24 protein-coding genes are annotated in these 24,069 nt (G+C 60.2%); 13 read left to right on the top strand and 11 right to left on the bottom strand.

Going from position 1 to position 24,069, the window contains the following annotated elements; genetic code table 11:
- Nucleotides 1–3 precede the first annotated feature (3 nt).
- Nucleotides 4–465 carry an NfeD family protein gene (locus GTQ55_RS12785; protein WP_161859086.1) on the bottom strand — a complete coding sequence of 154 codons (462 nt, stop codon included), beginning with the start codon at nt 463–465 and terminating at the stop codon, nt 4–6.
- A 347-nt stretch (nt 466–812) separates the two neighbouring features.
- Here GTQ55_RS12785 and GTQ55_RS12780 point away from each other — a divergent pair, with 347 nt between their 5' ends.
- The 6 genes from GTQ55_RS12780 (at nt 813) to GTQ55_RS12755 (ending at nt 6,480) form a co-directional block, all read left to right on the top strand.
- Entirely contained in the window at nt 813–1,535 is a 723-nt protein-coding gene (locus tag GTQ55_RS12780) for a hypothetical protein (RefSeq protein ID WP_237567668.1), read from the top strand.
- An 87-nt stretch (nt 1,536–1,622) separates the two neighbouring features.
- A complete protein-coding gene (locus GTQ55_RS12775; RefSeq protein ID WP_237567667.1) occupies nt 1,623–2,765 on the top strand; it encodes a phospholipase A in 1,143 nt (380 codons plus the stop codon).
- A gap of 20 nt (nt 2,766–2,785) precedes the next feature.
- Entirely contained in the window at nt 2,786–3,211 is a 426-nt protein-coding gene (locus GTQ55_RS12770; RefSeq protein WP_161859085.1) for an NUDIX hydrolase, read from the top strand.
- Between the two features lie 139 nt (nt 3,212–3,350).
- Nucleotides 3,351–5,360 carry an aminotransferase class I/II-fold pyridoxal phosphate-dependent enzyme gene (locus GTQ55_RS12765; RefSeq protein ID WP_161859084.1) on the top strand — a complete coding sequence of 670 codons (2,010 nt, stop codon included), beginning with the start codon at nt 3,351–3,353 and terminating at the stop codon, nt 5,358–5,360.
- Nucleotides 5,361–5,389: 29 nt separating this feature from the next.
- Entirely contained in the window at nt 5,390–6,130 is a 741-nt protein-coding gene (locus GTQ55_RS12760) for an SDR family NAD(P)-dependent oxidoreductase (RefSeq protein ID WP_161859083.1), read from the top strand.
- Between the two features lie 104 nt (nt 6,131–6,234).
- On the top strand, nt 6,235–6,480 hold the full coding sequence (locus GTQ55_RS12755) for a hypothetical protein (protein WP_161859082.1): 246 nt from the start codon (nt 6,235–6,237) through the stop codon (nt 6,478–6,480).
- 61 nt (nt 6,481–6,541) lie between these two features.
- Here the strand turns inward: GTQ55_RS12755 and GTQ55_RS12750 are convergent, their stop codons facing one another.
- A complete protein-coding gene (locus GTQ55_RS12750) occupies nt 6,542–7,561 on the bottom strand; it encodes a hypothetical protein (protein WP_161859081.1) in 1,020 nt (339 codons plus the stop codon).
- A 72-nt stretch (nt 7,562–7,633) separates the two neighbouring features.
- Between GTQ55_RS12750 and GTQ55_RS17980 the strand changes: the two genes are divergently transcribed.
- The 4 genes from GTQ55_RS17980 to GTQ55_RS12730 are packed head-to-tail and all read left to right on the top strand — an operon-like array spanning nt 7,634 to nt 10,083.
- The gene (locus tag GTQ55_RS17980; RefSeq protein WP_183946673.1) at nt 7,634–8,305 is read left to right on the top strand and encodes a phosphoribosyltransferase; all 672 of its coding nucleotides are present in this window, start codon (nt 7,634–7,636) and stop codon (nt 8,303–8,305) included.
- Complete coding sequence (locus tag GTQ55_RS17975; protein WP_237567666.1) at nt 8,298–8,981, top strand: dienelactone hydrolase family protein; 684 nt, start codon at nt 8,298–8,300, stop codon at nt 8,979–8,981. The genes GTQ55_RS17980 and GTQ55_RS17975 overlap by 8 nt, the downstream gene beginning before the upstream one ends.
- On the top strand, nt 8,959–9,930 hold the full coding sequence (locus GTQ55_RS12735) for a ribose-phosphate diphosphokinase (protein ID WP_161859078.1): 972 nt from the start codon (nt 8,959–8,961) through the stop codon (nt 9,928–9,930). Before GTQ55_RS17975 ends, GTQ55_RS12735 begins: the two co-directional genes overlap by 23 nt.
- Before the next feature lie 15 nt (nt 9,931–9,945).
- A complete protein-coding gene (locus GTQ55_RS12730; protein ID WP_161859077.1) occupies nt 9,946–10,083 on the top strand; it encodes a hypothetical protein in 138 nt (45 codons plus the stop codon).
- On the opposite strand, the gene GTQ55_RS12725 is transcribed toward GTQ55_RS12730, so the two are convergent.
- From GTQ55_RS12725 to leuS, 4 genes are all read right to left on the bottom strand, one after another.
- Nucleotides 10,084–11,754: an isovaleryl-CoA dehydrogenase gene (locus GTQ55_RS12725; RefSeq protein ID WP_161859076.1), complete on the bottom strand. Its 1,671-nt coding sequence runs from the start codon at nt 11,752–11,754 to the stop codon at nt 10,084–10,086.
- A gap of 195 nt (nt 11,755–11,949) precedes the next feature.
- On the bottom strand, nt 11,950–12,954 hold the full coding sequence (gene holA, locus GTQ55_RS12720) for a DNA polymerase III subunit delta (RefSeq protein WP_161859075.1): 1,005 nt from the start codon (nt 12,952–12,954) through the stop codon (nt 11,950–11,952).
- Between the two features lies 1 nt (nt 12,955).
- Nucleotides 12,956–13,486, bottom strand: a complete 531-nt coding sequence (locus tag GTQ55_RS12715; protein WP_161859074.1) for an LPS-assembly lipoprotein LptE — start codon at nt 13,484–13,486, stop codon at nt 12,956–12,958.
- A 203-nt stretch (nt 13,487–13,689) separates the two neighbouring features.
- On the bottom strand, nt 13,690–16,287 hold the full coding sequence (gene leuS, locus GTQ55_RS12710) for a leucine--tRNA ligase (protein ID WP_161859073.1): 2,598 nt from the start codon (nt 16,285–16,287) through the stop codon (nt 13,690–13,692).
- A 103-nt stretch (nt 16,288–16,390) separates the two neighbouring features.
- Here leuS and GTQ55_RS12705 point away from each other — a divergent pair, with 103 nt between their 5' ends.
- From GTQ55_RS12705 to GTQ55_RS12695, 3 genes are all read left to right on the top strand, one after another.
- A complete protein-coding gene (locus GTQ55_RS12705; RefSeq protein WP_161859072.1) occupies nt 16,391–16,885 on the top strand; it encodes a zinc ribbon-containing protein in 495 nt (164 codons plus the stop codon).
- 64 nt (nt 16,886–16,949) lie between these two features.
- Nucleotides 16,950–17,732, top strand: a complete 783-nt coding sequence (locus GTQ55_RS12700; protein WP_237567665.1) for a YdcF family protein — start codon at nt 16,950–16,952, stop codon at nt 17,730–17,732.
- Between the two features lie 229 nt (nt 17,733–17,961).
- Nucleotides 17,962–18,351: a hypothetical protein gene (locus tag GTQ55_RS12695; RefSeq protein WP_161859070.1), complete on the top strand. Its 390-nt coding sequence runs from the start codon at nt 17,962–17,964 to the stop codon at nt 18,349–18,351.
- A 114-nt stretch (nt 18,352–18,465) separates the two neighbouring features.
- Here GTQ55_RS12695 and GTQ55_RS12690 read toward each other — a convergent pair whose 3' ends face one another.
- The 5 genes from GTQ55_RS12690 to GTQ55_RS12670 all read right to left on the bottom strand — a co-directional run bounded on the left by GTQ55_RS12690 (nt 18,466) and on the right by GTQ55_RS12670 (nt 23,853).
- Nucleotides 18,466–19,398 (bottom strand): TIGR01777 family oxidoreductase, encoded by a 933-nt coding sequence (locus GTQ55_RS12690; protein WP_161859069.1) that lies wholly within the window; start codon nt 19,396–19,398, stop codon nt 18,466–18,468.
- 315 nt (nt 19,399–19,713) lie between these two features.
- A complete protein-coding gene (gene lnt / locus GTQ55_RS12685) occupies nt 19,714–21,279 on the bottom strand; it encodes an apolipoprotein N-acyltransferase (protein WP_161859068.1) in 1,566 nt (521 codons plus the stop codon).
- A complete protein-coding gene (locus tag GTQ55_RS12680; RefSeq protein ID WP_202620618.1) occupies nt 21,279–22,175 on the bottom strand; it encodes an HlyC/CorC family transporter in 897 nt (298 codons plus the stop codon). Before GTQ55_RS12680 ends, lnt begins: the two co-directional genes overlap by 1 nt.
- 8 nt (nt 22,176–22,183) lie before the next feature.
- Nucleotides 22,184–22,756 (bottom strand): rRNA maturation RNase YbeY, encoded by a 573-nt coding sequence (gene ybeY, locus GTQ55_RS12675; RefSeq protein ID WP_161859067.1) that lies wholly within the window; start codon nt 22,754–22,756, stop codon nt 22,184–22,186.
- Nucleotides 22,757–22,767: 11 nt separating this feature from the next.
- The gene (locus tag GTQ55_RS12670; protein WP_161859066.1) at nt 22,768–23,853 is read right to left on the bottom strand and encodes a PhoH family protein; all 1,086 of its coding nucleotides are present in this window, start codon (nt 23,851–23,853) and stop codon (nt 22,768–22,770) included.
- Nucleotides 23,854–24,069 lie beyond the last annotated feature (216 nt).

The following is a 24,069-nucleotide window of genomic DNA, read 5'->3' as shown; positions in this document are numbered from 1 at the left end:
CGGTCAGCGCGGGCTGACCACCAGGGTGTTGCCGGAAATGTTGACCACGGTGACCCGCTCACCGATGGCAATTTCGCTGGTGCTCATGAACTGCCATTCGTCTTCGCCAAGAATCGGTGCCGGAAAGCGCAGGCGCCCGCGCGGTTTGCCGATATTGGATTCGATGACCGAGCCGACCTGGCCGGTTAGCGCTTCCATGGCCATGCCGGATGTGGTGCGGTCTTTCCAGTTGGGCTTGATAAATTTCAGCCACAGCAAGACCAGTGCAATGGAAAGGCCGGCCCACAGCAGCAGCTGCAGCGCGATGGGCATGCCAACCAACAGCAACAGTGCCCCCATAAACAGTGCGGCGATACCAAACCAGAACAGCACAAACCCGGAGACAAAAATTTCCGCAGTAACCAGCAGCAGTCCCAGTACCAGCCAGTGCCAGTAGGCGATGTGTGTATTCAGCCATTCGAGCATGATGGCCTTCTCCTTAACAAAATCCGTTGTAATAAACCGGTCGATTATGCCTTAAAAAACTACTGCGCGTGCGTTTCGCACTATTTGGCTATAACGCTGCCGCAATCGTGGGCGCATTCCCGGGCTGGCAAGCCTGTGTTCTGGGTGCTCGTTTGCAACCTGGAGCACTGTCTGGAAGGCTTTGCGGGCTTATAAAAAATTCCGCTTAACGTCACAAATCCGCAGCAAACTCGCATGCTTGTGCAATACTTTTTGCAGGCAAGAGCGCGAGAGCCATGCATCAAATTTGTGCGTCTGCACCATCAACTTCCCTCTCAGCATTAAGAGAAATCACGGACGAGAATCTTATGCGATTGACTGCTAACCTGGCCCAGGGCCGCTATCAGTACAGCTGCGACGGCAGAATCATGCCGGTGCAGGACGATTGGCAGCTCGGGCGAGATGAACAGGACCGTCAACTATTGATCAGCCGCCGCCTGGTCGGTGAGCAGGGGCACGGTATAGAGGTGCGGGCACTGATGGACGCGGGGCTGGTCACCGAGTGCCGCGTCACATGGAAAGACGAAGTCGACGAGGTTAATGCCCACTATCGCCTGGTGCCAGACAATGGCCAGCCTCCCCACATGGGGAATCCCATGGAGGCGGAGTGGACGGGTCCCAACGGGTTGCAGCAGAGTTTAATCGAGGGGCACAACCGGCTGCTGTTTCCGCTGATGCGGATTTTCATGGGACCGCTGCTACTGCGCCTGTGCGATATGGAATTTGGCTGCGAGGTGGTGGCACCGGATATTGTTGACCCATCCCAGCGTGGCAAGCTGCTTGCGCCCCGGGTGAGTCATCGCCGCGCCACGATCATGCCCGGTGATGCCAATATTCAGGGGGTACACGACCTCGGCCCGGATATCACCGTATTTTCCTACCAGGGGGACGAGGCCGAGCGCGATGCGCACTGTTTTGTCGACCCGCGTGGAGTGCTGGTGGGGTACGACTGGCCCAGCAGTACCGGGCGCCTGTGGCAGGTTCGCCTGCGGGATCTGGAGTGGGCGCCGGAACTCAAGTCGCTGTGCTGAGTCATCGTCCCATAGCCTGACCCGCCGCACGATATCAGTCTGTAAACCATGTAAACTGGCGCCCTGAACTGTTCAGGAGCGCCATTCTTGTTGATTTCCCGCCACTTTTTTCGTCAGTCACTGCATCTGGGCTTCGGTCTGCTGGCCGCCACCAGTGTGTTTTTGGCGGTACCTGTGCGTGCCGAAGAGACGCCACCAGCGCCAACCGATGAGGATATCGAACTACTGCAGACGGACGACTCCCTGCAGAGTGAGGGAAAACGTCTGGAAAACTGCCTGAGCGAGCAGCTGGTCACCGCCCCCGCCAATATCACCCTCGAGGAAATGCGTATCCGCTGCCGGCTTTCCGTGATTCGCGATGGACGCCAGGTGGAGGAAACCCCGATGTTTGCCACGGTGCCCGAGGCGGAGATTACCGGGGAGGGCGGGGCACTGGTGAGCAAGCGCGCACAGGCGATTCGCGATGCGGCGGAAAACCCGTTCACTCTCGCCTCCCACAAAACGAATTACCTGCTGCCGCTCACCTACAATCCGTCGCCCAATAAGGGTGGACTGGAGGATTATGATATCGAGCGCCAGATAGACCTGGACTCTATTGAGGCGCAGTTCCAGCTGTCGGTTCAGGTGCCGGTTTGGCGTGGGTTTCTTGGCAAGGCGTCATTTATGAGCTTTGCCTATACCAACCGTTCTTTCTGGCAGGCGTACAATTCGGATGATTCCGCGCCATTTCGCGAGACCAACCACGAGCCGGAGCTGATCATGACCTGGCTCAATGACTGGACCATATTTGGTTTCCAGAACGTGGCGAATCAGGTGGCGTTCAATCACCAGTCCAACGGCCGCAGCGAACCCCTGTCCCGTAGCTGGAACCGCATCTACGCCAATTTTGCCTTCGAGAAAGACGACGTGTATTTCACGGTAAAACCCTGGTACCGAATCCCGGAAGCTGCCGAGGATGATGACAACCCCGACCTGGAGTTCTACCTCGGGCATTTCGAGTTTGTCGGCGGTATCGAGCGCGGTGACCACAATATCTCTATCATGGTGCGCAACAACCTGCGCTCGGATAACAAGGGGGCTGGAGAGCTGCGCTGGAGCTTCCCCATGGGAAACCGGGTGCGGGGCTATGTGAAGTACTTCAATGGTTACGGCGAGAGCCTGATCGACTACGATGAATCGGTACAGACTCTGGGTATCGGTTTTGAGCTGGCTCGGGGTACCGGTAGCTGAATCACGGGCAAGGTCCACGAATGGGATTTGACGACACCTATAAGCTGAGCGCGCACGCGGTTATAACCAATGAGGAAGGCGAGGTATTGCAGTTGCGTGCAACCTACGCCGACAAAAACTGGGGCCTGCCAGGTGGCGCGCTGGATTTGGGGGAAACCATTCACGAGGCCCTGTACCGGGAGTGCCTGGAAGAGCTGGGCCGGGAAGTGGTAATCGACTACCTCAGTGGCGTTTATTACCACCGGGTCTACAATTCCCACGTCTTTATATTTCGCGCGCACTTGAAAGCACATGGTTGCAAGGGAAAGGGCAATGGCCATATTACCCTGTCGTCCGAGCATTCCGCATTCGATTACTTTCCGTTAACAGACCTCTCTCCGGTGCAGCGCGTGCGCGTAGAGCACTGTTTACAATTCAACGGCGAAGTTCAGAGCGCAAAGTTCTGAAGTCCCGCCATTTCCTGTTTTTTGATTTCGTATCGGCCCTATTTTCTGGTGGTTATCGCCAATTTCCCTTTGCCCTGCCTAAACGTCGCCTGCCTCATTTAGTATCTGGCTTCTATGCTGAAAGATAAGAAGAGCCGTTATGGGTGTAGAACTGACGATGCCTGACCTGGGCAATCTGTGTGAGCAGCGCCAGCCACTGGAATGCCGTGTGGCGCTGGTCAGTAATGACCGCGATTTGAGTAGCATTTGGGTGAGTGCCCTCAACGCTACGGCCGCGCAGCACGAGAACCCCTTTGGGCTGCGTTTTGAGTCGGTGGCGACGAGTGCCCTGGAGAAGTGTCTGCGGGAAGAAGACCGCTTGCAGGCGTTGATCATCGATGCCGGCTGCAGCCCCGAGGAACTCAAGGACGCAGAGCAGCTGGCCGACCGCATGCACGATCTGCGCGCGCAGCTGAACGTCTTCCTGGTGGCGCAAGATTCTTTCCTGAACGATCAGGGCGGGGCTCCGGCCTCGGTGCGCAAGCGCTTCGATGAGCTGTTTGACCGGCGCGAGTGCAACTTCAACCATATGTTCCGACTGGTACAGGCGTTTATCGCCCGCCGGGCATCCACCCCGTTTGCCGATACGCTGAAGGACTATGTGTTCTCCGCCCGCGACGCCTGGCACACCCCGGGTCACTCCGGTGGCGACAGCCTGCGCAACAGCCCCTGGGTGGGGGACTTCTACCGCTTTATGGGCGAGCACGTATTCAATACCGATCTATCGGTATCGGTGCAGGTGCTGGATAGCCTGCTGGAGCCCCATTCGGTAATTCAGGAAGCCCAGGACCTGGCAGCACAGGCGTTCGGCGCCGAGCAGACGTTTTTCCTTACCAACGGCACCTCCACCGCCAACAAGGTGGTCATCCAGCAGATACTCGGCGGTGGCGGCAAGATCATTGTCGATCAGGCCTGTCACAAGTCCGTGCATCACGCCATCGTGATGAATCGGGTGGAGCCGGTGTACCTAAAGTCCACCCTGCATCCGCAATTTGGCATTTACGGCCCGGTCTGTCGCAGCGACATCGAGAAAGCGCTGGATGAACATCCGGATGCGGGGCTGCTGGTGATCACCTCCTGCACCTATGATGGCCTGCGCTACGACCTCAAACCGATTATCGAGTACGCCCACGAGCGGGGCGTAAAGGTTCTGATCGATGAGGCCTGGTACGCGCACGGGTATTTCCACACCGAGCTGCGCCCGACCGCACTGGAGTGTGGCGCCGACTACGTGACCCAGAGCACCCACAAGATGCTGTCCGCCTTCTCCCAGGCCAGCATGATCCATGTGCAGGATCCGGACTTCGACGAGTTCCGCTTCCGTGAAAACCTGAATATGTACGCGTCCACCAGCCCGCAGTACTCGATGATTGCGAGCCTGGATGTCGCCCGCAAACAGATGGTGATGGAGGGCTATGGCCGTTTGCGCCACTGCCTGCAGATGGTGGAAACCCTGCGCCGGGAAGTGGACGCTACCGGCGTGTTCCGCGCGCTTACCCGGGAGGATTTGATCCCGGCACCGCTGGTGAATGACAACATCCGTCTCGACCCCACCAAGGTCACCATCGACGTTTCCGGCAGCGGGTATTCCGGCAAGGAAATCCAGGTCAAGTTGTTCGACCAGTTCGGCATCCAGGTAGAGAAGACCACGTACAATACCGTGTCCGTACTGGTGACCCTCGGCAGTACCGAGAGCAAGTTGTTGCGCCTGGTACATGCGCTCAAGCAACTGGCGAAACAAACGCGCAAGCGCACCCATGTGGGAACCGCGCGCCAGCTGCCTGAATTTACCCATCTCAATCGCTTGCCTGCGGATGCCTATTTTGCCGAAACCGAAGAGTTGCCTTTGATGGACAACGGTGTGGCGGCTGAGAAAAAGCTGGTGGGCCGTACCTGTGCGGACGAGATCGTGCCCTATCCCCCGGGGATTCCGGTACTTGTGCCGGGGCAGGAGATTTCCGCGCAGATCGTGCAGTTTCTGCAGCAGTTGCTGCAGGGGCAAAATGCGACGGAAATCCACGGCCTGATTTTCCGCTCCGACGAACCGATGATCCGCGTGGTCAGCGAACCGAAAAAAGCCCCGGTAAACGGCGGCAAAAAGGAAGCCTGATACCACGGATCGCAAGGGCAGGGACGCCTATGCCGCAATCCGAAACAACTCAGCCTCAGTCAATCCTGCTCGCCGGTGCGAGTGGGGGTGTTGGCGGCGCCCTGTGCCGCGAGCTGGCAGCGCGCTTTCCTGAGGCCATTCTGCTCACTATCAGCCGTGGTGATATCGCGCCGATTTCAGCCAGTCATCAGCATTTGATCAGCACGCTGTCCGATCCGGAATCCGTTCCCGCGATCACCGAATGGCTGCGCGGACAGCCTTTGCCCAACTGGATCATCGACTGTTGCGGTAGCCTGCACTGGGCTGGTCACAGTCCAGAGAAAAACCTTCTGCAGTGTACCGACGAAGCCCTGCAACAAAGCCTCACGTGTAACGTGCTGACCCATCTGCATCTGGCCCAGGCGGTGGCGCCGTTGCTGCAGCGTCGCTCGCCGCTCACCTGGGCATCCCTGTCTGCCAAGGTGGGGAGTATCGAAGATAACCAGCTGGGCGGCTGGTACAGCTATCGCATGAGCAAGGCCGCGTTGAATATGCTGGTGCGCAATCTCTCCATTGAGTGGGGCCGCAAAGTAGAAGACTGCCGTGTGGTGGCAGTGCACCCCGGCACCACGGATACCCCGTTGTCGCAGCCGTTTCAGGACAATATTCCGACCGACAAGCTTTACACCCCGGAACAGAGTGCCCGCAGAATCGTGAGCGTTCTCGAAGCGTTGCCGCAAAGCGATAGCGGCAAGCTACTCTTCTGGGATGGCACCACAATACCTTGGTAGAGCAAGGCATTTTCTGGTGGCACCTGACCAGACGTCGATTGAATTCCGCTATTTTCTGCCGCTCATTACTCCACGTATGCCATGGGACGGGCCTAACGTGATCATTGCCATCACTCTTGTGGTATCCGCTGCTCTATGCGCTGTCGGCTCTGACGGGACACTGGTTCCTGCGCGACGCCTCTGACACATTACTGGCTTATATCCGCTGCTTTGCGGCCAGTGCCGTGGTCGCCAGTCTCGCCATCGAAGTATTTCCGAGAGTGTTTTGCGAAGACAATTACTGGTCCGGGTTGGCGGCAATGCTCGGCTTGATAATGGCCCTGTTCCTGTACTTTATGAGTGGCGCTTGATAAATCCGGCAGTCGCTACGGAGTAATGAGTGGGTTGCCGCGGTGCAATGGTATTAGCGGTTCAGACGCAGTAACGCTGTGCCACCGCGAGATAGGTACGGGTCTTGTTCCGCCACTTTTGCGGGTCGGCGACCTCGCCGTCCTGTAGGTGCGCCGCGGCCAGCTGTGCGCGCAGCAGAGCGCGCTCGGCGCGGTAGAAACGCGACAGCGCCGGCGGCGGTCGGTCGCCACTTACCCGAGAGTAGAATTCCAGCGCCGCCTCTCCCAGATCAAGTCTTCCCAGTAATTCGCATTCGAGCGCCAGATAGCTGAGTTCGTCCACCGGGTCCACGCAGCGCAGGGTGCGGTTGAATTCCAGGCAGTCGATCACCTGCGGCGGTTGTGTCAGGAAACAGTGCTCCGGGCGCAGGTCGCCATGTCCCTCGACAATATGCCCGCCCTCGGCACGCCCGCCCAGCAACGGGGCCTCGCAGCGGATAAAGTCCAGCAGCGCCCCGGATACCTGGATGACCTGATCGATTTCGCCCGCATCCAGCCACAGCGCCGGGGCCAGCAACTGGTCGCGCCACTCCCGGCAGCGGTCGCCCAGCCATGTCAGGTACTGCTCTGCGTTCAGCTCAATGGTGTTGGTGATACGGTAAAAGTCACACAACCGCTGTAGCAGCGGTGCCAGGGTCTGCGGGGTGGTGCGGTCGATTTGCCGGGGCAGGGCGGCGCCTTCGCGCAGGCGCCGCATCTTGACCAGCCACTCCACCGGCACACCGCGCTCATCCAGGGTCATCTGGCCCTGCGCGTCCACGCGCAGCGGTACCACGTCGAGATAGGTTCCGTCTGTCAATCGCCGGTTCAGGCGCAGCTCCTCCCGGCACACCGCATAACGCTTGTCCAGGCTGCTGAAATCCAGATAACTGGAGCGTACCGGCTTTTTCATCTTGTAGACAAAGTGGTCGGTGAGAAACACCCGCGCCATGTGGGTCTCCTCGAGACGCACTTCTCCTGTGCCCTCAGGGTAGCTGGTGGGGGCGAGCAGGAAGCGGGTCTTGTCTTCCAGGTCCGGTAGTTTGACGGCGGGGTCGGTCATGGCGCGCTTTATGGTGGTGCCTGTTTGCTAGTCTAGTTTTATTAGACAGAAGTCATCGAGGTTCGCGTTGTGATGACACCATTTCTGAACCGGGTCGAAGCGGGACGTCTGCTGGCGGAAGCGCTGTGCGCCTCGCTGCCGGACCTGACTTCGCGCAAGGATGTGATTGTTCTCGCACTGCCCCGCGGTGGTGTGCCGCTGGGATTGGAGGTGGCGCGCGCGTTGAATGCGCCCCTGGACCTGATGCTGGTGCGCAAACTGGGGGTGCCGGGCCATCGGGAGCTGGCGATGGGGGCCATTGCCAGCGGTGCGCGGGTGCTGAACCAGGACGTTATCCGGAGTTGCGGCATCAGTGACGAAGATCTGGAAGCGGTGGCGCGCGAGGAACAGCTGGAACTGGAACGCCGCGCCCGGCGCTACCGCGGTGATAAACCCTGGCCGGAGCTGAAGGACCGCTGTGTGATACTGGTAGATGACGGTATTGCCACCGGCGCCACCATGGAAGTGGCGGCGCGGGCGGTGCGCCAGCAGCAACCGACCCTGCTGGTACTGGCGGTGCCGGTGGCGCCGCCGTCGTCGCTCGGCCGCTTCACTCCGCTGGTGGACAGGATAGTGTGCCTGATGACACCGGAATCCTTCTGGGCCATCGGCGCCTGGTATCGAGATTTTTCTCAGCTGAACGATGAGCAGGTGATCACGATGATGCGCGAGGCGGAGCAGTGGGCGGGGGGTGACTGTGGATAAGCGGGAGGTTGTGGTGGATGCCGCCGGCGAACGTTTGGAGGGCTTCCTCACTCTGCCACCACATACCCGGTCGCTGGTGTTATTCGCTCACGGCAGTGGCAGCAGCCGTTTCAGCCCACGCAACAATGCCGTCGCTGCGGAACTGAATGACGCCGGCATCGGAACCCTGCTGTTCGACCTGCTCACCGCCGCCGAGCATCGGGTCGACGAAGTTACCCGTGAGTACCGCTTCGATATCGAACGCCTGGCGCGGCGCCTCGCCGCCGCCGTGGACTGGGCAGCGGATTATCCGGATACCGCCGCATTGAACCTGGGGCTATTTGGTTCCAGCACCGGTGCCGCCGCGGCGTTGATTGCAGCGGCAGCTCGCCCGCAGTGTGTGAAGGCGGTGGTGTCCCGCGGTGGTCGCCCGGACCTGGCGGGCGCCGCGCTGCCGCTGGTGCAGGCGCCGACGTTGTTGCTTGTCGGCGGCGAGGACATTCAGGTGATCGAACTGAACCGGCAGGCGGCGGCGCAGATGGAACACCTGCAGCGCACTGGACCTGGCCCGCAACTGGAGATAGTGCCCGGCGCCACTCATCTATTTGAGGAGCCGGGCACTCTGGCACAGGTAGTGCGCCTCGCCATCGACTGGTTTCAAGAGTATTTGGGCGATGCGCCATCTCAAGCTGTTTAGCCTACATGCCGGTGCCGATTTCGCCGCGCGTGTGGCCGCCGCGCTCGGCGAGCCGCTGGCCGCCCACGAGGAGCGCGACTTCGTTGACGGCGAGCACAAGATCCGGCCATGCGATGATGTGGAGGGCGCCGATGTCTATCTGGTGCAGTCCCTTTACAGCGACCCGCGCAGCAGTGTGGATGACAAGCTGATCCGCGTGCTTTTTTTTATTGGTGCGTTAAAAGATGCCGGCGCCGCCCGCGTGACCGCGGTTATTCCCTACCTCTGCTATGGGCGCAAGGACCGCCGCACCAAGCTGCACGATCCCTTGTCCAGCCGCTATCTGGCCAGCCTGTTCGAATCCCTGGGCACAGACGCGGTGCTGACCCTCGATGCCCACAACCAGTCCGCGTTCGAGAACGCCTTCCGCTGCCGCACGCTGCACCTGCCGGCCCAGCCGCTGTTCGTGGACTTTGCCGCAGCGCAGTTGCAGGGGGATGACCATCCGCTGGTGGTGGCGTCTCCGGATGTCGGTGGGGTGAAGCGCGCCGAAGCCCTGCGCCAGGCACTGGGGGCGCGGTTGCAGCGGGAAATCGGCCGCGCATTCGTGGAGAAATACCGCAGCGCGGATCAGCTCTCCGGCGGTACATTGGTCGGTGATGTGCGCGACGCCAATGTGCTGATCGTTGACGACCTGATTGCCGGCGGCGGCACCATCCGTCGCGCGGCCAGTGCCATGCAGGGCGGCGGCGCCGCGCGTATCTGGGCGCTGGCCAGCCACGGGCAGTTCTGCGGCGATGCGCTGGAGAAGCTCGGCCAGTTGCCACTGGAAAAGATCGCGGTGACGAATTCACTGCCACAGCAGGCGAGTGGCGGTTCACTTCAGATCGTCGATTGCGCACCGCTGCTGGCCGAGGCCATAGGCCGCCTGCATCGCCTTGGCCCAGCGACGCAACTGAGCCTGGCGTGAAGGACTTGCCCTGAAATGCCGCGCTTCGAGGCGGAAATCTCCGAGTTCATCTGGGACACCATGTACCGCTACCGGGACGGCGACAGCGCCGGCGATGCACCGGCCAGTCACCGTTGCGGTATCGAGCGCGAGGGTGAATGGCAGGCGGCGTGACTAAATGACCTGCGGATTGCCGCGCTCGATGATCGCTCGCACATCGACACCCGCGGGCAGGGTACCGGTATTCCCGGCGCCGCGCGCGTCCAGGCGCGAGGCAAGAAATCCTTCCGCCACCACGCTGTTGCCGGACTGCATCAGCAGGTGGCTCTGCATGGTGAGCGCCAGCTGGTCGATGATGTGGCGTGCACGGTATTCCATGTCGTCCAGGTTCGCGAGCTGGCTTTTCAGATGCGCCACGGCGCGGTCGTAGCGCAGGTCATTGCCCTTGCTCCGCTCCAGTTCTTCATACCAGTTGTTCAGTACTTCGGGCGTTTTGCCAATGGCGCGCAATACGTCCAATGCCTGAATGTTGCCTGAGCCTTCCCAGATAGCATTGATCGGGGCATCCCGGTAGAGGCGGGCGGTAATGAAGTTTTCGATCACACCGTTGCCACCCAGGCATTCCATGGCCTCGTAGGCGTGGTGCGGGGTACGTTTGCAAATCCAGTATTTCCCCACCGCAGTGCCGAGGCGCATTAACAGGTTCTCCCGCTCGTCGTCGAGATGGTCAAACGCGCGCGCCATACGCATGGTCATGGCGACGGAGCCCTCCACCTCCAGTTGCAGGTCGGCGAGCACGTTCTGCATCAGCGGTTGCTCGATCAGGGTTTTGCCGAACGCGCTGCGCTGCGAAGCGTGATAAATAGCCTGTAGCGTGGCCTGACGCTGACCTGCGGAGGAGCCGATCATGCAGTCAAAACGGGTCGCGGAAACCATTTGGATGATCGCCGGCACTCCACGCCCTTCCTCGCCAACCAGCCAGCCGAGAGCGCCGCGTAGTTCTATTTCCGAGGAAGCATTGGAGACATTGCCGGCCTTGTCTTTCAGGCGCTGGACCTGAATCGGATTTTTATTGCCATCCGGGCGCCAGCGGGGTACCAGGAAGCAACTGAGACCAGCCTTGGTTTGCGCGAGCATCAGGAAGGCGTCACACATGGGCGCCGAGGTAAACCACTTGTGGCCGACGAGCTCATAGGCACCATCGCCAATCGGTGTTGTGGTCGTGGTATTGGCACGCACGTCCGAGCCGCCCTGTTTTTCCGTCATGCCCATACCGATGGTGACGGTGTTCTTCTCCGTGTGTGGCCGGTTGCTGGGGTCGTAGCCGCGGTCGGTAATCTTGGGCAGCCATGATTCGGCCAGCGCCGGAGTGAGCTTGATCGACGGTACCGACGCAAATGTCATGGTTACCGGGCAGCCGTGTCCCGCTTCCACCTGGCAGTGCAGGTAGTACTTGGCTGCGCGTACTACATGGGCACCGGGCTTGGGGTCCGTCCAGGGGCTGCTGTGTAGCCCCTCTGACAGAGCCAGTTGCATCAGCTGATGGTAGGCGGGGTGGTAGTTGACCTGATCTACCCGGTTCCCCACGCGATCGTGAGGTTCGAACTCTGGCTTGTGATGGTTGGCGAGAAATCCGCGCTCGATCCACTCCGGGCGGCCACAGATCTCGCCGTAGCGCTGAAGGTCGTCTTCTGCCCAGTGGCCGCCGTTGTGCTGAACCGCCTCGCGCAAAGCGGCATCACCGGCGAAAAGGTTGTGACCGCGAAGGGGCTCTGGCTGATTGAAGACGCGGTGTGTATCGTTGAGGGTGCTGGCGAGTTCCGACGTGGACGGGTCTTTGCTCATGGGGCTCTCTCTGCAAATGGCAAGCACGGGCAACTGATGCAAGCTTAGTCAGCTTGCTTGGTGTTACGGAATATCCTAGAGCTTTATCGGCGAGGAGTCTTATCTTTGGGCGCCGGATTGATTGGCCGCTTGTGTCAGGTTGACAGGCTTGCGCGCTGGCGACCGCGCCAGGCAATCCATGCCAACCGTTCAACATCAGATACTGCGCTTGCCCGAGAGATTCAGGGTGAGCTCCAGTAGCCCGGCCCAGGGGTCCATTTCCTTGCCGCCCTTGATGGCGTTGTCTACTGCGCGCGCACGCAGCAGAAAGTTTTCCAGGTGTCGGGGGCGCAGGCGCTGGCAGGCGGACTGTACCAGCGGCTGGCGCTTCTGGATGCGTACCAGTCGATTGATGGGCTGGCCCTGGTCGAGTTTCTCCTGGGTTTCGAGCAGTGTGCGAATCTCCCGGGCAATGGCCCACAGCACTACCGGCGCTTCCACGCCCTCGGCGCGCAGTCCCTGCAGGGTTCTCACGGCGCCGGCGGCGTCGGCGGCCAATGCCTTGTCGATCAGGCCGAACACGTCGTAGCGGGCGGAGCTGGCAACGGCGTTGTTCATGGTTTCGGCGGTGATGACGCTGTCGTTGGCGAGCAGTTTCAGCTTTTCAATTTCCTGACTGGCGGCGAGCAGGTTTCCTTCCACGCGTTCTGCAAGAATCTGTATCGCTTCTGGTTCCGCCTCGAGTCCGGCACTGCGCAGGCGCTGGTGTATCCAGCGGGGCATTTCGGAAGCATCCACCGGCCATATCTGGATCAGTACGCCTTTGGCATCCAGGGCTTTGACCCATTTGCTGTTGAGTTGCGAGCGGTCGAGTCTCGGCAGCACCAGTAGCAGCAGGGTTTCTTCATTCGCCATGCTGGCGAATTCTTGCAGGGCTTTGCTGCCCTTGTCGCCGGGTTTGCCGCCGGGCAGGCGCAGTTCAATGATTTTTTTATCCGCGAACAGGGACATGCTGCCGGCGGCGGAGAGCAGCTGGCCCCAGTCAAAGTTGTGTTCGCCGTGGAGCAGTTCCCGTTCGTTGAAGCCCTGTTTGCGTGCGGCGTCGCGGATGCTGTCGCAGCACTCCTGCACCAGCAGCGGTTCGTCGCCGGTGACGACATAGATGGGGGCGAGGCCCTGGCGCAGGTTCTGGGGCAGCTGCCGTGGGTTGATTCTTGCCATGTCAGGGAGACGCCGGATCGTCGGTAACAGGGGTGCTGATCTCGATACGACGCAGGCGGTCGATGATTCGGCTGATCAGTTCACGGCGCATTTCTTCCCGCTGCAAGCGCTCTTCTTCGCCTTTACTGACGACTTCGGCGTCGTCCCATTCGAGGGTGCGGTAGACATCGGCCTTGGCCTGGGTAAGAAGGTCTCTGCCGGTTTTGTCCTGCACGCTGTATTCGGCGCTGGTGATGAGCTCGTATTCCGAGGCGCGGCCTTTGGCGTCCACAGAGACGGTGCGCTTTTTCTCGGTCTCGCTGTGGATGGTGAGGGTAAAGTCTGCGTCGAGTGGGTCTTCGGCCAGCGGCAGGCCGCTGGTTTGCAGCAAGCGGGTGATACTTTCGGCCAGTTCACTTCTGGGGTCTTCGGTGGTGATGTACAGCTTGCTGCCGGGAGGGAAGTTTTTCGGTGCGCCGCGCAGGTGCCAGCCGCAGGCTGAGATTGTTACGGCCAGGATTATTGTGAGTGTGCGGAGCATTTTGGTTTTCATCTTGGTCCGTTGTGTACTTTTTTGGCCTGGTGGCGGTCGGGCACCGGGGGCAGGTTTTCAGGACCGGGCTAGGCGCCCCCCTGTGGATACATCCCTGTACGCTGCGTCGGCGACGTCCCTGTCGCCGACGCTCCTGAAAACCTGCCCCCGGCACCCGGCCTTCAGGTCGGCCTCATGTGCTTCGTAAGCAGTAATTACTTCGCTTAGTTGGCGACGATATTGACCAGCTTGCCCGGTACCACAATTACCTTGCGCACGGTTTTACCTTCGGTAAATTTCACCACGTTCTCGTCCGCGAGTGCTTTCAGTTCCAGGGTCTTCTTATCAGTGTCTGCCGGAACTTCCAGCTTCGCGCGCAGTTTGCCGTTGACCTGTACCACCAGGGTGATGCTGGAGCGCACCAGGGCTTTTTCGTCGACTTTCGGCCACTCGGCATCGACCAGCTCGCCGGCATTACCCAGCGCTTTCCACAGCCCGTGGCTGATGTGCGGGGTGACCGGGGCGAGCAGCATGACGGCGGCCTGCAGGGCTTCGCGCTCTACGGCGAGGCCGTTGGCGGAGTCACGTTCGGCCACTTTGCTCACTTCGTTCAGCAGTTCCATCACCGCGGCGACGGCGGTGTTGAAGGTCTGGCGGCGGCCGTAGTCGTCGCTGACTTTCTGGATGGTTTCGTGGGTCTTGCGGCGCAGCTGTTGCTGCTTGTCACTCAGGTTGTCGGTGTCGATGGCGGCGCTGCCGTCGCCCGCTTCCACGTGGCCGTGGACGGTTTTCCACAGCTTGCGCAGGAAGCGGCTGGCGCCTTCCACGCCGGAGTCGTGCCACTCGAGGGTCTGCTCGGGGGGCGCGGCGAACATGGTGAACAGGCGCACGGTGTCGGCACCGTATTCCTGGACAGCGGCGTGGGGATCGATGCCGTTGTTCTTGGACTTGGACATTTTCACCACGCCGCCGGCGACCACTTCTTCACCGGTGGCGCGCTCGATGGCCTTGATGGGCTTGCCCTTGTCATCGCGCTCGACGTCAACCGCGGTCGGTGCAATCCAGGTTTTGTGGCCGTTTTCTTCTTTGTAGAAGGATTCGGCCAGCACCATGCCCTGGCACAGGAGGCGCTTGAAGGGTTCGTCGCTGTTGACCAGGCCTTCGTCGCGCATCAATTTGTGGAAGAAGCGCGCGTACAGCAGGTGCAGGATGGCGTGTTCGATGCCGCCTACATACTGGTCCACCGGCAGCCAGTAATTGGCGCGGTCCGGGTCGAGCATGCCTTCTTCAAAGTCCGGGCAGGTATAACGGGCGTAGTACCAGCTGGATTCCATGAAGGTGTCGAAGGTGTCGGTTTCGCGCTCGACCGCTTCGCCGTTGTATTCGTCTTTGCACCACTCCGGATCTGCCTTGATCGGGGAGGTGACGCCGTCCAGCTCCACGTCTTCCGGCAGCAGGATCGGCAGTTTCTCTGCCGGTACCGGGATCTCGCTGCCGTCGGCGAGGTTAAACATGGGGATGGGAGCTCCCCAGTAGCGCTGGCGGGAGACACCCCAGTCGCGCAGGCGGTAGTTGGTGGTGACGCGGCCTTTGCCGGCGGCTTCCAGGCCGTCGGCGATGGCGTTGAAGGCGGCCTCGAAGTCGAGGCCGTCAAAGCCGCCGGAGTTCACCAGTACGCCTTTTTCGGTAAAGGCTTCTTTTTCCAGGTCGATGGTTTCGTCACCGGCGGGCGCGATCACCTGCTCGATCGGCAGGTCGTATTTTCTGGCAAATTCCCAGTCGCGCTGGTCGTGGGCGGGTACCGCCATCACGGCGCCACTGCCGTAATCCATCAGCACATAGTTGGCGACCCACACCGGGACTTCTTCACCGGTAAGCGGGTGGATGGCCTTGAGGCCGGTGTCCATGCCTTTCTTGTCCATGGTGGCCATATCGGCTTCGGACATGGATTGCTTCTTGCACTCGGCAATGAAGGCTTTCAGTTCCGGATTGGACTCGGCCAGTTCCAGCGCGATGGGATGTTCCGCGGCCAGCGACACGTAGGTCACGCCCATCAGGGTGTCCGGACGGGTGGTGTAGACGTCGAAGTGGTCGACACCGGCAATGGTCTTCGGCAGCGCGAACGCCAGTTCCACGCCCTTGCTCTTGCCGATCCAGTTGCGCTGCATGGTGCGCACCTGTTCCGGCCAGTCCGGCAGCTGGTCCAGGTCCTTCAGCAGTTCTTCTGCGTAATCGGTGATCTTGATGAACCACTGCGCCAGTTCACGGCGCTCCACGGTGGTTCCGCAGCGCCAGCAGCAGCCGTCTTCCACCTGTTCATTGGCGAGGACGGTGGCGTCGTGGGGGCACCAGTTCACCGCGGAGTTCTTCTTGTACACCAGGCCTTTCTTGTACAGGCGGGTGAAGAACCACTGCTCCCAGCGGTAGTAGGACGGCTGGCAGGTGGCCAGCTCGCGGGACCAGTCGAAGCCGAAGCCGAGTGCTTTCAGCTGGCCTTTCATGTAATCGATGTTGGAGTAGGTCCACTTGGCCGGCGCGGTCTTGTTCTGGATGGCGGCGTTTTCCGCTGGCAGGCCAAAGGCATCCCAGCCCATGGGGTGCAGGACGTTTTTGCCCTGCATGCGCTGGTAGCGGGAGATGACGTCGGTGATGGTGTAGTTTCGCACGTGCCCCATGTGCAGCTTGCCGCTGGGGTAGGGGAACATCGACAGGCAGTAGAACTTGTCCTTGGCGGGGTCTTCCTTTACCTCGAAGCTTTTCTGCTCGGCCCAATGCTCCTGGGCGGCGGCTTCGACTGCGGAGGGGTTGTACTGCTCTTCCATCTGTGGGGAACCTATACTCTGTGACTCGATCTATTGGGGTATTCTGACCAGTCAACCGCACAAGCGGTTCGGCCGGAAAACGGCGAATTATAGGAGGGATAGGATGAGTAAGGAACCTAAAGCCGGAACGAATGAGAAGCGGCAGGTGGATAATCCCGATTTGCTGCTGGATGATGAAAAAGTGTCCGCCGGCCTGCGTCAGGAACTGGAGCAGCTGGTCAAAGACGAATTGGCGGTGGAAAAGCTCACTGCCAACAAGGCGGCGTTCCTGAATGCGTGGCTGAAAGACGACGCCCATCGGGCTGAGGGCTACCTTGAAGACCTCGGTGGCGAGCTGAAGACGCTTGAGGAGCGCACCGGTGACTGGTTGCTGGAAGCGGCCGACCCCACCAAGGCTGCCTGGCCGGCGCTGATGTACTGTATTCGCCATGGTGAGCCGTGGGCCCTGGCCGGGGAAACCGTGGGTGAGGGCGAGGAGCTGCAGTGCCTGGGCTGCGGGTATCGCGCGCTGCCCGACGCCGGCAGTCAGATCACCCCCTGCCACCGCTGTGGTTTTGGCTGCTTTCGCCAGATCGCCGGTGGCCTCGACGCGGGGTAGCCGCGCCGCGCACACGCCAACAAAATTGGCTCAATGCTTCGCAACTGGATACATGCATCGCAAGATGGAACTGCAAACTGCCCTGTCGACGCTCATCATGCCGCCATTTGCCCCCCTGGTGGGGCTGTTGCTGGCCTTTGTGCTGTGGTTCTTCCCGTCGTCCAGCCCCGTCGCAAAACTGTCACTGCCGCTGGCTATCCTGTGCTTCCTGACCCTGTGGATTTGCGCGACACCGGCCTTTTCCGGCTGGCTCGGGCAGCGCCTGGTCAATCTTCAGCCACAGGCTCCGGGTGTGGAGCCGGGGGCAATTGTAGTATTGGGAGGCGGTCGCTATCGGGATGGGGATTCCGGGGCCGAGCGGCTCTCTGCCGCCAGCCTGGAACGCGTGGCCTGGGCGGCGGGGCATGGGCCGGAAAAGCTGCCGATTCTGGTATCTGGCGGGCGGGTCTACTCGGAAGAAAAAGTGCCTGAAGCCGACCTGATGGCCGATGCGCTGGAGAATTTATTCCAGCGGCCGGTGACTTGGCGCGAGAATTGCAGTCGTACCACGGCGGAAAATGCTACCAACTCGGCGGCACTTCTGCATGATTCCGGAGTCGAAGGGGTGCTGTTGGTAACCCACTGGTGGCATATGCCGCGGGCGGCGGAGAGCTTCGCCCGTGCCGGCATTCAGGTTGAGCCACTGCCAGTGGGGAGCGCCGGGGAGCTGGTGCCGAGGGCCGAGAGCGGTCTGCTGCGCTGGTTGCCCAGTGCGGCGGCCCTGTTGCGCAGCCAGATGTACTGGCGAGAGCTGGTGGCGGATCAGTGGTATCGCTGGCGGCCATTGCCCAAGCGGCGCACCTGTTGACTGCATTACCGGATCCGTTCCGGATGAGTGCTTGATGCACCCAGTACGAATAACTAGTATGGGCGCCCTCACAGACGGTTTCTTTTGAAACCAAAGGGCCGCCTGGAGTGGAACTCTGATGAATGGACTTCAGATGAAAGGATGTCTGAATCGTGGTTTGGCTGGCCTGGCTACGGCTTTGCCGATTCACTCATAAAAACAACATAAAAATAATCGAGGTAACATTCAGATGACGGGTATTCCTTCATTTTTCTCGCCTATCCAGCTGCATAATCGCCTGAACCGACCGGTATGGATCGGTTTCAAGTTGACCCAGCGGGGCAAGCGCCAGCTAGTTATCCTGACCGCGGGCGACGACAATGCGGCGAAACTGAGCAAAAATTTCGAGACCTTCGTCGGGCAGATTGTCCGCGAGTTCAAGCTGGATCCGAAACAGACGGATTTCGTTGAACTTCGCCAGGAGCGTCACCAGAGTGACGAGGAAGCCAACCAATGGTACCGCTGGCACGCACACTGGGTGGGTTCTGCACCAATGGGGTGCAAAGCCGATCCGGTCAATTCCGATACGGCCCGCAGTTATCTTGAAGATGTGCTGACGCGCACTACCGCCGCCGCCTGAGTCTGACGTCCTATCGATGAGAGAGCCCGCCCAGTGCGGGCTCTTTGCGTTGTTGGCGCGGGCAATTGCCTTGGGTAGTTGCTGTCGGGAGGATTGTCGATGCGGAGCTTGCGATTAACGCGTTCTGGAAGAGGGGTGGGCTTCGCCCTTTGCGTGGGAGGGACCGAGCAGTTCGGCCAGGGCTTTTTCCAGCGTCGGGTACTGAAAGCTGTACCCGCTATCCAGGGCGGTTCGCGGCTCCATTCGCTGACTGGCCAGCAGAAGATCGTCCGCCATCTCTCCGAACATCAGTCGCAACAGCCAGGCGGGAGTGCGCATCAGGCAGGGGCGGTGGAGCTGTCGGGCCAGAAGCCGTGAGAAGCTGTTATTGGTGACCGGCTCCGGGGCACTGGCGTTGAAGGGGACACACAGGTGGCGGTCGATGGCGTGCAGCATCAGGCCGACGATGTCGTCTTCGTGAATCCAGCTCATCCAGTGCTCGCCGCTGCTCATGGGGCCGCCGAGGCCAAGGCGGAACGCTGGCAGCATCTGAGGGAGGGCGCCGCCGCGGGTAGAAAGCACGATAGCGGTGCGCATGGTGCCCACACAGATGCCCGCTTGCTGAAGCGGTTGGGTGGCGGCCTCCCATTCTTTACACAGCTCGGCGGCAAACCCACCGCCGGGGCCACTGTTTTCCTTTAACAGGTCGCCACCGCGATCTCCGTAATAGCCCACTGCTGAGCCGGAAAGGACATATTTGGGGCGCTGGTTCAGGGAAAGTATCCATTGCACCAGCTGCGACGTGGTCTCCAGCCGCGAGCGGCGAATTTCCTGTTTGCGCGCACTGGTCCAGCGCTTGGAAATGGTTTCTCCCGCCAGGTTGACGACCACGTCGACCGGCCCCTCGACCTGTTGCAGGTCCCGTACGCCCTGGGCTGACTCGCCGCAGAGTTTGTGGACTTTATTGGGAGACCGGCTGAGTACCGTGAGGCGGTGACCCCGCGCCAGCCATTTCGCACAAAATAGACGGCCTATTAATCCAGTGCCGCCAGTGATTAAGCAATGCATAAATCTGGCATCCGTGCCGCACATTGTTTGGTCTGTGCATGAAAAACATTTACCCGGTCATGACGTTGTCGTGCGGTTTAGGCGCGGGACCGGGAGCAGGCCCTGTGAATTGTGGGTGCCTGCCGGGCGAATTGACGGAATCAATGCTGCATTTCCGTCATCTTCGTCGGATGAATATCTCAGGATAATAGCAGCCGTCATCGCGATTGCGATGGAATACGGTCAATAAAAGGCGGGTATTGGGAAAGCTGTGTGAAAGCAGGCGGCATACCGGGGCAACAAACGCCCCGGTATCAGTTTGGTACGGAAGCTATTTCAGTCCGTAGCTTCACGGGCAAAAACCGCTTCGTCTTCCGCTGTGGGACGGCGCTGAAGGAGCACTGCGAACAGCAGCATGAGTGCCGCCAGTACGACAAGCCCCCAGACTCCCATCAGCATGAACGGTGTATGACCACGGCGGGATTCCACCTCGCCGATCAGGGTTGCCTGTTCAAACTGGGGGAGCTGTTTGGTAATAGTGCCGTCAGGCGCGACGATGGCGGTGACACCGGTATTGGTGCCACGAACCAGATAACGCCGGGTTTCCAGTGCGCGCATTTGCGCCATTTGCATATGCTGCAGTGGGCCAATGGAGCGGCCAAACCAGGCGTCGTTACTCAAGGTCAGCAATACCCCGGCATCGCCACTACTCTTCGCCACCAGTTGCGGGTAGACAATTTCATAGCAGATCAGTGGCGCCCAGCTGAGCCCTCCCGCCTGCAGTGGTTGCTGGCCCTCCGGGCCGGGGCGAATAAATGACGTGGGCAGGTTGAAGAATTCAATCGTGCCGCGGATCCAGTCCTCCAGGGGAACGTATTCGCCAAACGGAACCAGGTGCCGTTTGTGATAGAGCTGCTGCTGGTGACCAAATACCGCGGCAGAATTGTGCACCACGCGTCGGAGATCCTGCTCGGTGTCATACAGGATGCCGGTGATCAGATCGGTTTCCGACTCCTGCGCATTGTTCTGCAGGGCTTCCATCAGGTTGGGGGCGTGGTGGTAAAGCAGTGGCAGTGCTGCCTCCGGCCAGATGACCAGATCCACATTTTCCCGCTGCAGCGCCTCGGTGGCGGTCTGGTAGCGTCGAATCGTTTCGCCGCGAAACTCCGGCAGCCACTTCTTATCTTGCGGGATGTTGGCCTGTACCAGGCCTACGGTCTTTACGCTGCCGTCCCCATGGGTCCACTCCAGTTGTGAAAGCAGCAGCCCCGCGGGCCACACCAGCAGTGCCACCGCAAGCATCGACAGCGCACTGACGGATTTCCATGAGGTGAATGCGCGGCGCGCAAACAGTGCGGCGACGGCGGCGCAAAAGGCCAGTAGCATGCCGATACCGTAAACGCTGAGTACGGGTGCCCAGCCGGCAAGCCAGGTATGAATGTGGCCGTAACCGGCAAACAGCCAGGGGAAGCCGGTAAACATCCAGGTGCGAAGCCACTCACTTACAAACCAGAGCGCGGCGAAGGAGAGGGCAAAAGACAGTGGGGTTGCGCGCAAGCGGGCAAGCAACGTAAAGGGCAGGGCAAACACCAGGGCCAGAATACCTACAAAGGCGCCGGTGAGGATGACACCCAGTACCGGTGAGGAGTTGCCGAAGTCGGTAATCGAGACGTAAACCCAGGAGCCTCCGGTGGCAAACAGGCCGGCGCCAAACCAGAGGGCGAGCCAGAAATTTGCTTTACCGCTGAGCGTATTCGTCGCTGTATCCCGGCCCGGTGCCAGCAGCCATGCGAACAGCCCCAGGGAAAGCAGGCTGCACCACCAGAGGTTGTAAGGAGCAAACGAGAGTGTCAGCAGGCCGCCCGCGAACAGGGCGGCCAGGGAAGGCAGGAATTTACGCATCAGCCATCTTCTTCAGCGGGCCTGTCAAATCGACTGACACGCAGCAGGTGAATCTGCCGGTTGTCAGCATAGAGGACGCGGAATTTGAACTCCCCGAGTTTGGTCATCTCATCGCGTCCCGGCAGGTGGCCGAAAGACTGCATGATGAGGCCACCAACAGTGTCGAACTCTTCATCGCTGAATTCGCACTCAAAGTATTCGTTGAAGTCCTCAATGGGGGTGAGCGCCTTGACCACAAAGTCGTTGTCGCTCACTTTGCGGATAAAGCTATCCGCTTCTTCTTCATCGGTTTCGTCTTCGATCTCGCCGACAATTTCCTCGAGGATATCCTCGATGGTCACCACGCCGGAAACGCCACCATACTCGTCGATTACGACGGCCATGTGATAGCGATTCTCGCGAAACTCCCGCAGCAGGATGTTCAGGCGTTTGCTCTCGGGAATGATATTGGCGGGGCGAATGTGATCTTCCAGCCGGAATTCGTCCACGCCTTTCAGTACCAGCGGCAGCAGGTCTTTGGCGAGGAGAATACCCCGAATGTCATCGATGCTCTCGCCCACAACCGGAAAGCGCGAGTGGCCGGATTCGATGATCTTGGGGAGGAATTCTTTGGGGGCGTCGTCGATACTGACCACCACCATCTGCGAGCGCGGGATCATTATTTCCCGCACCTGCTGGTTGGATACATCCAACGCGCCCTCGATGATAGACAGGGCTTCCGCGTCTACGACTTTGTTTTCGGCGGCGTCCTTGATGATGTCCAGCAGTTCATCGCGGGATTTGGGCTCTTGTGAGAAAGCACCCAGTATTTTCTCCAACCAGTTTTTCTCCCCCGATCGGGGGCGGTTGGAAGAGGAGCTACTTGGGGGTTCGTCGGTGGTCATGGATGTGGCCATACTCCGCGTTACTCGTCGGTTCCGTCTGAAATTTTTGCTGCCGGCGCGGCTTGCGCGGGCTCGTTTATCGGCTGGTAAGGATCACTGTATCCAAGTTCAGCCAGTATGCGGGTTTCGAGGTTTTCCATGATCTCGGCGTCTTTGTCCTCGATATGGTCGTAACCCAAAAGATGCAGTGTGCCATGGACCACCATGTGTGCCCAGTGTGCGGACAGGGCTTTGTGCTGCTGTTCCGCTTCCCGCGCTACCACCTGGGCACAGATCACCAGGTCACCGAGCAGGGGCAGGTCCAGCTCCTGGGCGATTTCCTCGGGAATGTCGGCGGGGAAGGAGAGCACGTTGGTGGGCTTGTCTTTGCCGCGGTACTGGCTGTTCAGCGCCTGGCTTTCGTGCTCATCGACGATCCGCAGCGATATCTCCGCCTCGGCGCGATGGGCGCCCACAGCAGTGGCGGCCCAGCGGGCGAGATCGTCATCGCCGGGAAGTGCGGTGCAGGAGGTGGCCCGCTGTACATCGAGAGTGAGTTCAGCGGGCGTGAGCGATTCGGGCTGCGCCCGGTGCTCGGGATGGCTGGTGTTCATGGGCGCGGCCGTCAGGCCGCATTTTCTCCAGCGGATTTGCCGGCCGCTTCAAGAGCCGCAGCCTTGCGCGCCGCGCGTTCGGCTTCCCGTTCCGCTTCCACTTCCGCTTCGTGGATGTCATACGCTTCCACGATGCGCTGTACCAGCGGGTGGCGAACCACGTCTTTGGCCCCAAAGTGGGTGAAGCTGATGCCGTTGACGTTGTCCAGGACCTCAATAGCGTGTTTGAGTCCCGAGGCCTGTCCGCGGGGCAGGTCGATCTGGCTGGGGTCACCGGTAATCACTGCGGTGGACCCAAACCCGATGCGGGTGAGGAACATCTTCATCTGTTCGCGGGTGGTGTTCTGGCTCTCGTCCAGAATCACAAACGCGTTGTTCAGGGTGCGGCCGCGCATATAGGCGAGCGGAGCCACTTCGATCACATTGCGCTCGATAAGCTTGCCAACGGTCTCGAAGCCCAGCATTTCAAACAGGGCGTCGTACAGGGGGCGCAGGTAGGGGTCTACCTTCTGGCTGAGGTCACCGGGCAGGAAGCCCAGTTTTTCACCGGCTTCTACCGCAGGGCGCACCAGCAGGATGCGTTCTACGGAGTCCTTGAGCAGGGCCTCCACGGCACAGGCTACCGCCAGATAGGTTTTACCGGTACCAGCGGGGCCAATACCGAAGTTGATATCGTTACTCTGCACCGCACGCACGTATTTGCGCTGGTTGATCCCTCTAGGCCGCACGGAACACTTTTTGGTGCGGATCAGCACCACCTGGTCGCCCTCACCCTCTTCGGCTTTCTGGCCACCTTTTACCAGTTCTTCAACGCCAGACTCCTGCAGGGCGAGGTGAATCTCGTCCGGGGTCAGATCCTCTTTGGATCCGGTTTCCTTATACAGGTTGCTCAGGATCTCGCCCGCAGCACGCGCGGAACTCGCATCGCCATAGATGGCAAACTGATTGCCGCGATTGCGGATTTCGATATCCAATCGCTGTTCAATCTGGCGCAGGTGTTGATCGAATTGGCCACAGAGGTTGGCCAGGCGGCGGGCGTCGTTTGGCTCAAGGGTGATGCTGTGAGCGAGGGCTTGTGTTTCCAAATTGGTTTCCATGCACCTTTAGTCTGGGGGTTCAGTCTGTAGGTTATACCCATTTCCCTCGTAGGGGAAAGGTCGGTTTGTGACGAATGGGTTCTAACCGGTTCCGGGGCTTATAACAGGGGAGTATGACGATTTGTGGTCACTGACTGTTTTGGGGCCTTGTGCTTCGCAGGCAGTACCGCTTCTTAGCATGTTCCTGTGGCGGCCCTGCTGCCGGGATGCGTCTCC

Source organism: Microbulbifer hydrolyticus, assembly GCF_009931115.1.
GTDB classification, from domain to species: Bacteria; Pseudomonadota; Gammaproteobacteria; order Pseudomonadales; family Cellvibrionaceae; genus Microbulbifer; species Microbulbifer hydrolyticus.
The sequence above is the reverse complement of the archived record's forward strand: the minus strand, read 5'-3'. Positions and strand labels throughout refer to the sequence as shown.